Raw genomic sequence first — 15,501 nt, 5'->3', positions numbered from 1 at the left:
GTTGGTGGACGTTTGACAAAAACCATTTCCACTGAAAACAACCGTCCGATGTCTTTCTATGGAAAAGTAAACTTGATTAAAACCTTTGGTGATAATGGTACCATCCAGATTGGCAGAGATTTTGACCTTGATCCTATGGGACCAGCAATTGAAGGCGGCGTTGGCATTAATGCGCAACTGTCTCACAATTTCTCCCTTCATGGTGATGTCAGTTATCAACAAAAACTTCAAAAAACTGGTATAAGTGGTGCAAGCTTTTCAGGAGGAATACGCTATCAGTTTTAAAACAAAACTGTCAAAACAGCGTATTTCTTTTCTATGCATTAACAAAAAAGGCAGCCACAATATGCTGCCTTTTCGCTTTATAAATACTAATAACACTACACTATCCCTCCTTAAGAGAGCCCTTGCTTTTTCTACTGCCTGTAAAATCAACATCCACGCGCAACGCCCATGTTTAAACCAAAGCTTTAGACGCATCAGTGCTGTATTAGCAGCTCCAGCTTTTGTATGACAGATGGGAGCGAGGATATTGCGTATTTCTGTTTGTGTAATCTCTGAAATAGGCAAACAGCCTAATTTGAGGAGAATATGGAGTTTTAAAGGTGAAAACCCGTTTCCATCTTTACCATCATTTTTAATTCAGCTTTACAACTTTCAAAAGCATCTAAGGCAATGTCTTTTAAGTAATGGAGATTACGCATTGCCTCACGTTTTCGTTTCTCACGTTCTTTAATGGGGGCACGCCCCTCACGTAAAACAGCACGCCACCCAGTTGCCAATTCACGAGCTTGTTTTAAAGAAACATCTCTCAAGGCACCCAAGTCCATTTAGCAACAGCGCCCCCCGTGAAAGATATAACGGTAAAGCCATTGAGTACCACCATCTTTACGTTTGTGAAGGAGCAATCCGGCACCATCATTATATTTTCCAGCTCGTGGGTGTTGCTAAAGCCCTTGGCTCTTGAGACGATTCATAAGAGCCATTTTTAGTCCTTTCTTATACATTTTTTACCCACACGCCAGCCCCGCTTGTGGTGTGCAAGAGAATGGTTTTTCTTGATTTAAGACAAACAGGTTTAAAATGAGAAAATCTTACGTTATTCAGAACTCTAATTCAATGAAAGTACCGATAAATTATCTTTATAAATCATTACATTATACCATTTTTATCAAGATAAAAGATAAGGTATTTTTATCTAGAATATGTCACAAAGTATGCAGCCTTTTCGAACATGAAATCCATTTTTTCCTGAAGTGTTTTCTTTTCTACTTAAATACAATTTTCCTCCTCTTCACATGGGTTGCGCAGCTATTCATCATCGAATTTGCCCATAAAGCTAAAAAAGTGTATTTTTAGATAATATAAAGATAACAGCATTAAGAATAAATCTTAAAAAATAGAAGATTTCTTGCTTTTTCACTTATGGAAGTACAACAACTTTACCGTTCAATTATGCTCCTCTTTGAAGGTAGATATGGTGCTAATATGCGCCATAGAGCTGTCCAAGCAAAGATGATATTAGAAAAATGAAAAAAAGCACACTGGATAAATCATCAATCATAGCTTACAATATAACAGAGCATAATGGTGTTTTCATATGGCTACACTCTTCCCTTGTGATATCTGTACAGCAGATATCTCTAAAACTTCTATAAAAAATACTATTAAAGTTATGCTGTAAAAATGTTAATTGCCTCAACAATCATTTGTCAAAAATTTGCAAAGAATAATCAGAGAACTAACCTTTTGAACCACGAACATAATTTGTGTGCTAAGGATTTGATTTTTACCAACTTTTAACATATTGATGATCTTAAAATTAAATCAGACAGCCTCCCCAGTTAGTCCGGATAGGTAGGTATCTAACAAAAACTATTGTTAGGACCGTAGAAGATCGTACCCCATCCTTGTATGAGAAAGTGAACTTCCTTAAAAAACTTTGATATTGATGATACTAAACAGATTGGTATTCATTTTTACCTTAATCCGATAGATCCTGCCATTAAAGGTGCGTTTAGCACAATACACAGTTATCTCACAATTTAACCTTCTATATTGATGTAAACTATCAGAAAAAATTTTAAAAGACGTATAGCCGAGACAAGTTTTTCTGATAGAATACACTACCAATTTTAATATAAAATTATAAAAAAATAAGCATATTGATCCGTTTACTATTAACAAAAAACGGAGTGTATTTTTTTGTTATTTACAATCTATTATAGCAATAAAATAAATTCTTTCTTTACGATGTGTTGTCGCTATCTATAAAGATTTATTTACACTTCCATTGCTGGTTCTTCTAAACAAACAGTTTTGAGAAAATTAATGCATGAAAAGAAAATCTAACAACAAGCGCTTTATCTTTCACATACAAAACGCTCAAAAAAGCTAATTTTTTCATTTATAAAATGAAATAACTCAATAAAGTTCTTTTTGTATCAATAAAAGATGTTTTAAATGAAATATTCAAAATATTGATTTATAATGATAATTTAGCGTTACTTTCATTGAGTTAGAGTTCTGAATATCGTAAATTTCTCTCATTTAAAATCTGTTCCATGTTGAACTAATCAAAATCATTCACTTACACATTACAAGCGGGACTGGCGTGTGAAGCAAAGTTATATAAGAAAAGCCTAAGAATTCCTCTCATGCACCGCCTCAAGTGCCAAAGGCTATCCACACAACATTGGGAGCTAGCAAAGTATGTAATGGGGTTGCTCTTTTATTAAGCCGTAAAGGTATCGGCTTGCTCCTTCGTAAGTATAAAGATGATGGGACTCTATAGCTTTAGCGTTATAGCATTCATGAAAACCATCGCGAAATGGGCTGTGCGACCTTAGAAAAATGGACTTTGCTACCCTTAAGGAAAAGCTTCTTTAAAGAAAGCCTGTGAATAGCCCCCTCATCACTTCTTCTAGCAGAGAAAATTTTCTGATCGTTTTGGTGAGTACATCAAATAATACATCTCAATGCGATAGAGCTTTTATAGCGATTATCTTTAATAGACAGTTTTTAAATATCATACTTCATAGTGCTTTTAGCATAAGCTTAACCAAGCTAGGTTTTATGAAATCCACTTTTCTCGACTTTTTATGATCATGAACAAGTTTTTCTGAAGCAAAACTTCAAATCATAGAGAACACCATAAAATATAATTCGTTTTGTTATTTACAATAAAAACGTAATGATATAAAAAACTGATCGGGTACTTGCGCCATCAGGGGAATGAAGTAAGCATCAAAGCATACCAAATACTAAAGGCATATCTATGTGTAAGAAATATATTTATAAGAAAAATTTTTTGTTATGTACAATTGCTGGAACTTTCATTTTTTCTCATTTTGCTCCAACTTATGCAAATAGACAACCTCCTGAAATTATTAGTGAGTTTAAGCTGGAGAAAGGAGAAGAAAAAACTCTTAATAATGTTTTTATCCGCAATGGACCGAGCGCAGTGTATGCCAAAGAAAAAGCAATTGCCACAATTACAAACTCAACAATACATTCAGCTTCGTTTGCTTTTGCTGCATCACAAGGTGGACGTATTAATGCTAAAGAAGTGAAAGTCAATGCCTTGGATACTGGTCTATCAATTGAAAACGGTATCATTAACATTGAAGATTCATTCATAGAAACCAAAAGAAAATCCGGTATTGTTTTTCATAGCATAAATTATCTGAAAGATGGTGAAGAAGTTATCAATAAGGCAATTCTTAACAATACAAAACTTCTTGTGAGAAATGGTGTCGGTATTTTAGGACCGTCATCTTCAAAGTCTGTTGCCGAAGTTCAACTTAGAAATTCAGAAATTCGTTCTGATGTATTATTACAAAACAATGTAAAAAAGAAAACAGATTCAGATCCTCATCCTGTGACTTTCGTATTAACTGCCGATAATTCGATTATAGAAGGAAGAGCAAGAACCTTAGCAGTAAATACGACTGTTTTTAATTTAAACAACAATAGCAAATGGTATTTAAATGTAAGTCAATACGACATAAATCGTGATTTTAGTTCATTTAATTATGCACTCCATGACATTAAGCAACGAGCGCTGTCTACCGTTTCAGTACTGAACTTCAATAATAGCTCTATTGTGTTTAATGCGCCACATAGGCTGGCAAAGAGTCAATATCAAACCTTGAGTGTAGGACGGACAATTGAGCTCCCTAATCCACATGAAAACAGGGACTCCGCTATAGAAACCGTTTATAATGCAGTAGGCAATGCAAGGATTTATTTCAATACAGAATGGAGTGATGGTTTAGAAAGAGAACAACAAAAAACGGACCGCCTTCTTATCCATGGAGATGTAACAGGCACCACAACAATTAGTTTCAATAGCCTTTCAAAAGGTGTGTCATCAAAAGAAGAAGCTTCTATTCCCGCGAATATGCGTGGACTGTCGCTCATTCAAGTATCTGGAAAAACAGATAAAAATGCCTTCAAACTAGCAAATGGCTATGTCACAATGGGCGGCTTGCCTTATAAATATGTCTTAAATGCCTATGGACCGACATCACGTCTTGGAAAAGCAGAGAGCACACAAAGCCATTTAGGAGAAGTAAGTCAACAATCACAAGAAAAGGACTCAAAAACCGACACGACCTTCGCTGCATTTGGCGGAATAGCTTTAAGGAGTGAGAATAATATAAAAGTTGAATCAACACCAAATTCTGAGCAAATAGGGAGCATACAAAACCATTTGAGAGAAAATCAGAATTTCTGGGATTTCCGCTTGCAAAGTGCAACGCTCGATGATGAAGGAAAGATCAGAGCTCTCGTTCCTCAAGTGGCAAGCTATTTGTCCATGCCTAACGCACTATTCTCAGCTGGACTGGCTGATGTAAACAATCAAAACACTTTACTGAACACGATACAAGAAACAGGCTTTGAGAAAAAAAATCATAAAAACAAAGGGATCTTCTTCTCGACTTATGGCAATAAAATGACATTATCCTCTCACCGTACGCCATTACAATATGGCTATGGTGCCGATATTCACTATGCTTCTTTACAAGCAGGCTTTACATTAGTAGCTCTAGAAGATCAAAATATGACCACCAATGTGGGGCTTTTCGGGACATATGGGAAATTAGCTTTCACCCCAAAAGACATGGAAGGTGCTGACAAGAGTACACTCAATAAATGGTCAATTGCTGCATATAGTGGACTGCACCATAATAATAGTACATATATCCATGCTCTCTTTTCCTATGGAATGCTCAAGGGAGATATCACCACAGCTCTCATAGGAAAGACTGCAGAATTGAAAAACGCTGATACATTCAGTGCATCGGCGACCATTGGACAAAAGTTCGAAACCAGTACGAAAGGATTGGTCTTTGAACCACAAGCACAAGTTGTTTATCAGCGTCTCATGCTTGGCACACTCTCAGATGTCGATGGGTTTGATGTAGATATGGGAAATCCTTATCAATGGTTAGTGCGTGTTGGTGGGCGCTTAACACAAACGACGATTTCTATTGAAAAAGGCAGTATGCTTTCTTTCTATGGTAAATTGAATATTGTTAAAGCTTTTTCTAACAATGGCACCATACAGATTGGTGAACCATTCCACCTTGATTCTATGGGAGCTGCCCTTGAAGGTGGACTTGGTATAAATGCACAATTATCACAAAATATCGCCCTTCATGCTGATGTTAACTATCAACATAAGCTTCAAAAAACTGGTATATCAGGAGCAAGCTTTTCAGGTGGAATACGCTACCAGTTTTAAGAAAAAGCAAAAAACAATTTATAGTCTATTCATTTTTAATAAAAAAGCAGTACGAATGTGCTGCTTTTTTCAATCTTTCGGAAAGAGGCATCAATGATGGTTCTTTCTATACAGCTTTCTTGAAAGGATTAATTTCATTCAAACCAAATGCAATAAAACTCTTTATCTCTTAATGACTGTTGAAGTCTTTAGAGAGCTGCCTTTTTGATTTATAAAAATCGAATGGATTCAATAAAAATTATTGTATATCGATAAAAAATACAAAATATTTTGATTTTTAGCACTTTAAAACAAAAATACTTATCAAGCTCGATTTTATGAAGTCCATTTTTCCCGACTTTTTATGACCATGAAAAACGCTTTTCTTTAAAAAACTTTAAATCATAGAGAACACCATAAATATAATTCGTTTTGTTATTTACAATAAAAACGTAATGATATAAAAAACTGATCGGGTACTTGCGCCATCAGGGGAATGAAGTAAGCATCAAAGCATACCAAATACTAAAGGCATATCTATGTGTAAGAAATATATTTATAAGAAAAATTTTTTGTTATGTACAATTGCTGGAACTTTCATTTTTTCTCATTTTGCTCCAACTTATGCAAATAAACAACCTCTTGAAATTCCTACGGTCCAAGTAGCTAATGGAGAAGAGAAGAGCCTTCATAATGTTTTTGTTCGTGGTAAGTATGATGCCGTGGTTGCTAAGAAAGGTCATATTGCCATTACAAACTCAGTAATGCACTCAGGCTTTACTTTGCTTTCTGCAACATCAGGTGGTCAAATTAATGCCAAAGGAATTGTGGGAGAGGCAAAAGAGCATGGTTTGTCACTCACAAACGGCACAATCCATATTGAAGATTCAACATTAAACGTCATAGGCCACGGCAAAGCCTATGGTATCAACTTTGGTTATATTGCAAGCTCTACAATAAAAGAAGGAGAAGAAGTTGTAAACAAAGCAATCCTCAATAATACAAAACTTCTTGTAAACGACGGTGTAGGTATTTTCGGACCTTATTATTCCAAAGCTGTTGCTAATGCAGTGTACCTTAAAAACTCAGAAATTCGTTCTGATATGTTATTAAAGAATGACGTTTTACCCTTCTTCAAGATTCAACCTACTACTTTTACATTAGACGCTGATAATTCGATTATGGAAGGAAGAGCCAAAACGTTTCCTCAAAATACAACGGTTTTCACCCTAAACAATAACAGCAAGTGGCATTTAAAAATTAGTCTATTTGAATTGGAAGATAGTTTTAGTCTATTTGATTACAAGCTCCTTGATCTTAAGCAACGAGCACAATCAATCGTTTCAGTCCTAAACCTTAATAATAGCTCTATCATATTTAATGCGCCGCATAAACTAGCAGACAATCATTATCAAACCTTGCATGTAGGAAGACATCCACAAAAAGCAGAGCAAAACAGAAGCTCCGATGCAACAACGGTTTACAATGCATTGGGCAACGCAAGGATTTACTTTAATACCGAATGGAGTAATGGTCTTACAAAAGAACAACAAAAAACTGACCGTGTTCTTGTTCATGGTGATGTCTCAGGCACCACAACGATCTATTTCAACAATCTTTCAAAGCATGCAGAACCATTCGATGATGAAGAAGATTCAATTCCTTTGAATGCGCGTGGTCTCTCACTTGTTCAAGTGTCTGGAAAAGCAGAAGAAACCGCCTTCACGCTGGCAAATGGCTACACCACAATGGATGGATTACCCTATAAATACATACTCTATGGCTATGGACCAACATCCAGCCGTGGGAAAGCTGATAGGGCACAAAGTCATTTAAGCGCAATACCACAAGAATCAAAAAAGCAAGATGCGCAAAATACCAATGCATCATCTCTTGGAAAAGAAAACAACGGACAAGCTCCCTTGGAAGAAAATGAGAATTTCTGGGATTTCCGCTTGCAAAGTGCTACTCTCGATGATGAAGGAAAGATCAAAGCTCTTGTTCCTCAAATGGCAAGCTATTTGGTTATGCATAATGCAATATTCTCCTCTGGCTTGGCTGATATAAATAATCAAAATATACTGTTAGATAATATGCACTCAACAGTTTTCGGATTAGAAGGTCATAAACAGAAAGGGATATTTTTATCGACTTATGGCAACAAGATGACGTTATCTTCCAGCCGTAGTCCATTGGAATATGGTTATGGTGCTAATGTTCACTATGCTGCTATACAAGCAGGCATGACATTAGCAACGTTAGAAAATCAAAATATGACCGCGAATCTTGGTCTTTTAGGCACATATGGAAAGCTCGCTTTTGCGCCAAAGGATATGGAAGGTTCTGACAAAAGCATACTGGATAAATGGTCCTTTACGGCCTATGGGAACCTCCACCATGACAGTGGTCTCTATGTTAATGCACTTTTCTCTTACGGCATTTTAAACGGACATATTACAACAGCCCTTATCGGCAACACCACAGAATTAAACAATACGGATACATTAAATATATCAGCTACCGTTGGACAAAAACTAGCAACTGGTGTTGAAGGAGTGTCATTTGAACCACAAGCACAACTTATTTATCAACATATTGCCTTTGGCACTCTTTCAGATATTGATGGCTTCCAAGTTAATATAAAGCCCCCTCATCAATGGTTGGTTCGTATTGGAGGGCGTTTAACAAAAACAATGCTTCCTATTGAAAAAGATCGTGTTCTTTCTTTTTATGGTAAATTGAATGTCATCAAAGCTTTTGGTGAGAAGCGCACTATCGATGTTATGGAATCTTTCCATCTCGATTCTATGGGCTCGTCCCTTGAAGGTGGGCTTGGCATTAACGCGCAGCTTTCTAAAAATATCGCACTTCATGCTGACGTTAATTACCAACATAAACTTCAAAAAGCTGGGTTCTCTGGAATTAATTTTTCCGGTGGAATGCGTTATCGCTTTTAGAAATCTTAGCTCTCTATTTTGACGCGTAAGCAGCGCTGAGATGAAAAACAGTGCTGCTTATATTTTGCTACATTACAAAAAAACGCAATGTGTCAAAAAGTGGTTCATTTTTAGCAAAACAAAGAAAATATCTTAAGGAACATCTCTATGCATAAGAATATTTTGTTATGTACAGCCGCTTGTGCTTTATTTTTTTCTTCTTTTAATTTCACATCTACCAGCACCGACTCTGGTCTAAGCCACCAGGAACGCCATGCTCTTGAAGGGATCATGAAATTACCTGAACAATATCGCCATGCCATTGATTCAATAAACACACCAACACAAGCAGAAAAAAATCTTGAGAAGATAGCCTCTGGCGCCATGATGGAAGATAATTCGCACTTCAACCAAGCACTTGAAAATCATATGGATCGTGTAAGAGATACGATTAACAACTCTTTTGCAGGTGAAAGTCGTTACGGTTCTGATGCACATATGAACGTGGTGAACCACGAAGTGGATAATATACGTGCCCAAGCCATGGCAAACAAACACCATCTGGATATGCAACATATGATGAAAGCCATAGCATACCTTGAACAATTACGTCAGAACCGATTAAAAACAAGAGAAAATTTATTACGTGGCTACGACAAAGTAGTTTCCGATGCCGTGCAAGCAGAAAAAATTCTTGATGCTGATAATCAACAGCGTTTTAATACCGCGCGCCAACAATGGGTGAGCCAAGACAATCATAATTGGTTTGAACTGCAAAATAAAGCAGTACAAATAGATAGTGCTTTACAAGAACACAACAAGGAACTTTCCAATACTTTACGCAAAGCGGTATTAGAAGCTTTGAACAATAATGAAATAACCAACGTGGAGAGAAAAGGAGATATAACCTCTCCTTCATCTGAAGAGAATAGACAACCTCTTATTGTCTCCAGTACAAGACAAAGACGCTCTAGTGATAAATTACCACCCGCTCATGTTGCTGCCCAACACAAGGATAATTCAAAGGACAATTCATTCACAAGAACAGATCATGGAATGAGACAGCCTAAAATAAATGAAAATTCGCAATCTGATATTGATCCCCAAACAAACACCACTTCCTCGGAATCGAAAACGACTCTTCCATCCGAAAAAGCGCATATGAATTTGCTCCCAAAAGTTGGAAATACCGCTACCGCGGCTACAGAGAGCACCTCTAAACTTACAGATGATGATAAAGCAACCGCAACTTCTACTTCTCTTGAAGGGACAGCAAAAAGAACAATTCTTACACCACAAAAAGAAAGCTCTTTAGTCATGCCTATCGCGATGTTTGCTGTTGGGTTTAGTGATGTCAACAATCAAAATATCTTGTTAGACAATATGCAAATAACAATGTTTGAACCCAAAGATCATCCAGAAAGAAGCGTTTTCTTATCCTCTTATGGCAATAAGAGCACGTTTTCTTCCAAGGTTCAAGCAGAACAAGATGGTGTCCAAGCAGATATTCGCTATGCTGCATTGCAAGCAGGAGCAACATTAATAGCGCTAAAAGATAAAAATATCAGCAGCAACTTTGGCCTTTTCGGAACATACGGAAAATTATCTTTTACTCCTAAAAACAAGGAGAGCTTTCAAAAAAATATGTTTGATAAATGGTCACTCACCGCATATGGAAATATTCAGCATGACAGTGGCATCTATGCAAGTGCATTTCTCTCTTATGGAATTTTCAAAGAAGATAACGCCACAGCTCTCATCAAACATACCTCAAAAGTGAAGAATAGTAAAACATTAGGAGCCGCGGCAACTATTGGTCAAAAACTGTCAACCAGTTTGGAAGGTGTAATCCTAGAACCGCAAGCACAACTTGTGTATCAACGTCTCATGCTTGGTTCTTTATCAGATAGGAGTTCTTTCTCAGATGACGATAACTCTAAATCAGATGGCGATAACTCTAAAATAGACATAAGCAAACCTCATCAATGGTTGATCCGTATTGGTGGACGTTTGACACAAAACAAAGGCCATGCCCTTTCCTTCTACGGCAAACTGAACATGATCAACACTTTTAGTGAAAACTTTCCGTTTGCTGCTATGGAATCTTTAATCGAAGGTGGTTTTGGTATTCAGGCGCACTTATCGCAAAATATCGAGCTTCATAGTGATCTCAGCTATCAACATAAACTCAAAAAAGATGGCATCTCTGCAATAAATATTTCCGCTGGAATGCGCTATCACTTTTAAAAATACTTATATTCCTATCTTGAAATATAACGTGCTCTCATTATGTTTCGTTTTGTCTCTTACAAAATAAACATAATGAGGCCAAGGTTTTATCTTCTATTAAGAGAGGGGAAACATTTAGGAATACATCCATATGAAAAAAAGTTTTTTACTATACACAGTTTCTGGAGTTCTGTTTTGTTCTTCCACCAGCTTGTCTAATGCTCTTCATGATACGAATACACAACCTACGATAGCTCTCTCTTCTCTGCAACCCACTCATCAAATAGGTGCATCCAGACCTTCTAATCCCTATTCAAATGCATCATCTTCGTATCCACCTTCAACATCTAGGTCTACAAGAACAACCAGAAGCTCTTCTCCTACAGGGAGTGAATCTACAACGCCTACTTCCACAAGCACTATACCTCCAAAAACGCAACTTGAAGTAAATACAGAAGATGTACAATCTACCCCTACAGCCACACAAGACACTATTACACAATCTCCAGCGATAAGAACAGCTTCAACGACAGGAATGGAAGCAAAATCTAGAAGACGTTCAGGGGCGCCATCCTCTTCTACAAACTCTTCCAGAAAAAAAACGCCCGAAAATTCTGCTGTATCCTCACAGTCAGAACCTACAAGCACGGAAGCTACAAGACTAACAACAGAGCTATCGCCAACGCCTAAAGAACCAGAACTCGCACAGCCAATATCTTTAAGGCTAGAAACTGGACAATCAGCATTACCGGTACCGCCAAAATCTGTAAAACCAGCGCCCGTGCAATCTGCCTCAACACAAAAGGTATCTGCAAAATCAGAGCTTGAAAAACCAATATCGCCAACAAAACAACCTGAAAAACCTGCACAAACTGAGGATATAAGCTCTGGAGTTGAGGCTACAAACGGTAAGACCATAACGCTACATAACAAAAAAATTCAAGACAATGGTTTTGCTGTACATGCAGATGGAAATAATTCAAAAGTCAACATGATAGGGGGAACAGTTGATGCACGTTTTGTTGCACTAAGCGTATCAGATGGTGGAGAAATTGATGCTACAGGTATTACTGCAACAGCAGAAACAGCTGGTTTGCTAAACATGAGGGGCACAATCAAACTTAAGGATTCAAGCGTACATGTCACGGGAAATCATGAAGCAGACGGTATTATTTTCCGCAATAATCAATACTATACCCCTAGAAAACAATATACACGCAATGCTGAAAGAAATGCCAACGCCGTTCAAGAACAAGCTATTCCTAATAAAGATAAAGTAACTCTAGAGAATACAAAGCTTTTTGTTGAACATGGTAGCGGTATCAACCTTTATGGAACAGGCGTAGACGGAGAAGTCAACCTTAAAAATTCAGAAGTCCATGCCGATATTTTATTAAAAAATATCAAGAACGAAAGTGCCTCCACAAACACTATTACATTAGTTGCAGACCACTCTTCTTTAGAAGGTCGGGTAAGAACTTCTAAAGATAATAGAACAGTTTTTGATCTAAAAGAGGGGACGAAATGGCTTTTAAAGGCGAATAAAAATGCCACAAATAATGATAATATTTTAAATGACTATAGACAGTTTGATGTTGATGAAAAATCATACTCTAATCTTTCTGAATTGCACCTTACAGACAGTGTCATTATGTTTGACAAGCCAATGGAGGGACATTATCAAACTCTGTTTATAGGACCTAATCTTTCGCAAGAAGACGAAACGACCCACACAGCAGCGGTTTATAGTACAACAGGTATTGCAGAAATTTATGTAAACACTCAATGGAATAAACATTCTCCTATCACGGAGCAACAGACTGATCGCATTGTGATTAATGGTGATGTCTCAGGGAGTACTGTTGTTCACATCAATCTCCAAGAAACAGATAAAAAAATAACCGATAGCTCTGCTGTTTGGGAAGAACGCATGGCGTCACTTCCTTTAGGGACACATGGGATTTCAATCATTCAAGTTTCCGGACAAGCAAATGAAAATTCCTTCACGTTAGCAGGAAACTATATGACAATAGGGAAACAACCTTATAAGTATGTACTTACAGGCTATAAACCTGGAACATCTCATGAGAGCCAAAATCTTTTTGGTAAAAACAGTAATTTCTGGGATTTTCGCTTACAGAATGCCTACATTGATAAGGATAAAAAGGTTCGAGCCCTTTTACCACAGGTAGCAAACTATTTAACCATATCTAATACTTTGTTTTCTGCTGGATTTACTGATGTAAACAATCAAAACACGTTGTTAGATAATATGCGCACAATAGTATTTGGGGCAAAAGACAATAAAAAAAATGGTATCTTTTTCTCTTCCTACGGCGAGAAAGTCACCTTATCTTCCAACCGCGATCCATTACATTATGGCTATGGTGCTGATGTAAACTATACTGCTTTACAAATAGGTGTCATATTAGCCGCCTTGGAAGGTAAAGACATAAGCACACATTTTGGTCTTTTAGGAACATACGGAAAACTTGCCTTTACGCCCAAAGAGATGCAAGATTCTGAAAAGACAACTCTTGATAAATGGTCTCTTGCCGCTTACAGCAGCATCCAACATAGCAATGGTATATATCTAAACACACTTCTTTCTTACGGAACCTTAAAAGGAAATATTACCACGGCTCTTGTTGGGAATGCCGCAAAATTGGATGGTACCGAGATGCTTAATATATCTGCAACCATTGGTCAGAAATTAGCAACCAATACAAAAGGGCTGGTCTTTGAACCACAAGCTCAATTCATTTATCAAAATCTCATGTTTGATATTTTCTCAGATACCAATGGCTTAAAAGTAGACATGGGCAATCCACATCAATGGTTGATCCGTTTTGGTGGACGTTTAACAAAAACGATAATGGCTGTTGAAGAAAACAAGGCTGTTTCCTTCTATGGTAAAATGAATGTTATCAGAACTTTTGGCGATGGTAAAACAATAAAAATTGCTGATACCTTTCATGTTGATCCTACCGGCTCTTCAGTTGAGGGAGGCATGGGGGTGAACGCATATCTTTCTCAAAATATCGTACTAAACGCCGATATCAGCTATCGGCAAAAACTGCAAAAAGCCGGTGTATCTGGCACCAATTTGTCTGGCGGAATACGTTATCGTTTCTAAAGCAGAAGTTAATTTTAACTTAAATAAAAAAGCAGCACAAAGTGCTGCTTTTTTATTTAAATTTATATATATTTTTAAATTCTCAAAAATCATTATCACATCAAAGAAGATTTTGACTTATAATATTTCTTTTGCATATTGAATAAAAAACTGAATATCTTAGCATTCTCTCATCAAAATACCCCATAAAGTTTTATGTCTTATATCACCACACCTCAAGCGATGATGTTTTTACAGCACAACAGAATAAGCATTCATGCATATTTTTAAAAAAGTCAGCCCCTTCTTCGCTGTGGACGCTCTATTTATTTTAGATGATGTGCATTTAATATACCTGCTATAAAGACTTAGTATCTGGTATAAATTCTTAAAGGCATGTTTTTCCTCTAAAATCTCAATGCTACAGCAACTCCATCATAAGACAAGCATTTGATTTATAAAGACAATTAATTGTTTTGCATGTTAAATGAGAATCCAGAATATCGTAAGATTCTTTCATTTTAGACCTGTTCCATGTTGAATCAACCAAAACCATATCTCTTGCAAGTGACAAGGGGGAAGAGCCATAGGGATAAAAAACTATTAAGAAAGGATTAAAAATGCCTCTAATAAACCATCTCAAGTGCTAAGGGCTGTAGCAACATTGGAAGAAAGCAAAGAATATAACAATATCAAATTGCTCTTTTATTAAGCATAAAGATGGTCGTACCCTATAGATTTTATATTATTTCCATGGGGACTTTTTATTATACCATTCACAAGCGCCGTTGCATCAAAGATGTCGTTGCGCCGCCCCACAAACACCATCACGAAATAGACTTGAGAGCTTAGATATCTCTTTAAAACAAGGCCGTGAATTAGGAATAACAAATCCATTCTATTTTGAGCATTTTGTCGTGCATAAAGGACGTGCCCCCAGTAAAAAACACAATAAAAAAAGCGTGAAACAATACGTAATCTTCATTATTTAACAGATAGTGCTTTAGATACTTTTGAAAGACATAAAGCTAAATTAAAAGACGGCAGGACAGAGGGAAGCTGATTTCTCCCCCTTTATTCTTTCACAATGAGATTGCCGCCCCATTTCAAATATTACGCCAACAAAGATATACGCAATATATCCACTCAAATCTGGATGCTCTCTCCAATCTGACATACAAAAACTAAAAACAGCAGAAAGAAAATACTAAACCGCTTTAATTTTTATCTCAAACATATAGATTTAAACAACGAACCGCTTCATATCACCACACTTCAAAGGACAATACTCCATGAGGCTTATAGGCAATACTCATCACATACTCTTCATCATTCATGCTTTTTGCTGACTTGGTGGTTATGGCGGAGTGAATGCACCAAATCCCATCCCGAACTCGGCCGTGAAACGCTCCAACGCTTGATGGTACTTTGCCTTAAGGCACGGGAGAGTAAGTCGCTGCCAGATCTGCTAAATGCATGCAAAAGACTCTAAT

The 15,501-nt window shown here is 36.9% G+C and carries 5 protein-coding genes, 1 rRNA gene and 1 pseudogene; 6 read left to right on the top strand and 1 reads right to left on the bottom strand.

Annotation, left to right across the window (positions count from 1 at the left end):
* A partial coding sequence (locus tag ACFIJZ_RS06455) for an autotransporter outer membrane beta-barrel domain-containing protein (protein ID WP_375631346.1) occupies window positions 1–285 on the top strand: 285 nt, incomplete at its 5' end.
* Window positions 286–396: 111 nt separating this feature from the next.
* On the opposite strand, the pseudogene ACFIJZ_RS06450 reads toward ACFIJZ_RS06455, so the two are convergent.
* Window positions 397–986, bottom strand: a pseudogene (locus ACFIJZ_RS06450) (integrase arm-type DNA-binding domain-containing protein); the annotation flags it as partial.
* A 2,291-nt stretch (window positions 987–3,277) separates the two neighbouring features.
* Here ACFIJZ_RS06450 and ACFIJZ_RS06445 point away from each other — a divergent pair.
* The 5 genes from ACFIJZ_RS06445 (at window position 3,278) to rrf (ending at window position 15,473) form a co-directional block, all read left to right on the top strand.
* Window positions 3,278–5,749, top strand: a complete 2,472-nt coding sequence (locus ACFIJZ_RS06445) for an autotransporter outer membrane beta-barrel domain-containing protein (RefSeq protein ID WP_375631345.1) — start codon at window positions 3,278–3,280, stop codon at window positions 5,747–5,749.
* Between the two features lie 518 nt (window positions 5,750–6,267).
* The gene (locus ACFIJZ_RS06440; protein WP_375631344.1) at window positions 6,268–8,685 is read left to right on the top strand and encodes an autotransporter outer membrane beta-barrel domain-containing protein; all 2,418 of its coding nucleotides are present in this window, start codon (window positions 6,268–6,270) and stop codon (window positions 8,683–8,685) included.
* A 147-nt stretch (window positions 8,686–8,832) separates the two neighbouring features.
* Window positions 8,833–10,911 (top strand): autotransporter outer membrane beta-barrel domain-containing protein, encoded by a 2,079-nt coding sequence (locus tag ACFIJZ_RS06435; RefSeq protein ID WP_375631343.1) that lies wholly within the window; start codon window positions 8,833–8,835, stop codon window positions 10,909–10,911.
* A gap of 133 nt (window positions 10,912–11,044) precedes the next feature.
* Window positions 11,045–14,029: an autotransporter outer membrane beta-barrel domain-containing protein gene (locus ACFIJZ_RS06430; protein ID WP_375631342.1), complete on the top strand. Its 2,985-nt coding sequence runs from the start codon at window positions 11,045–11,047 to the stop codon at window positions 14,027–14,029.
* 1,328 nt (window positions 14,030–15,357) lie between these two features.
* Window positions 15,358–15,473: ribosomal RNA gene (rrf, locus tag ACFIJZ_RS06425) — 5S ribosomal RNA — on the top strand.
* Window positions 15,474–15,501: the final 28 nt, after the last annotated feature.

The organism is Bartonella sp. CL70QHWL, assembly GCF_042194855.1.
GTDB lineage: Bacteria > Pseudomonadota > Alphaproteobacteria > Rhizobiales > Rhizobiaceae > Bartonella.
The sequence above is the reverse complement of the archived record's forward strand: the minus strand, read 5'-3'. Positions and strand labels throughout refer to the sequence as shown.

Excerpts from the sequence above, each read along its gene's own strand:
- ACFIJZ_RS06445 (WP_375631345.1), top strand. The coding sequence starts at position 3,278 with ATGTGTAAGAAATATATTTATAAGAAAAATTTTTTGTTATGTACAATT.
- ACFIJZ_RS06440 (WP_375631344.1), top strand. The coding sequence starts at position 6,268 with ATGTGTAAGAAATATATTTATAAGAAAAATTTTTTGTTATGTACAATT.
- ACFIJZ_RS06435 (WP_375631343.1), top strand. The coding sequence starts at position 8,833 with ATGCATAAGAATATTTTGTTATGTACAGCCGCTTGTGCTTTATTTTTT.
- ACFIJZ_RS06430 (WP_375631342.1), top strand. The coding sequence starts at position 11,045 with ATGAAAAAAAGTTTTTTACTATACACAGTTTCTGGAGTTCTGTTTTGT.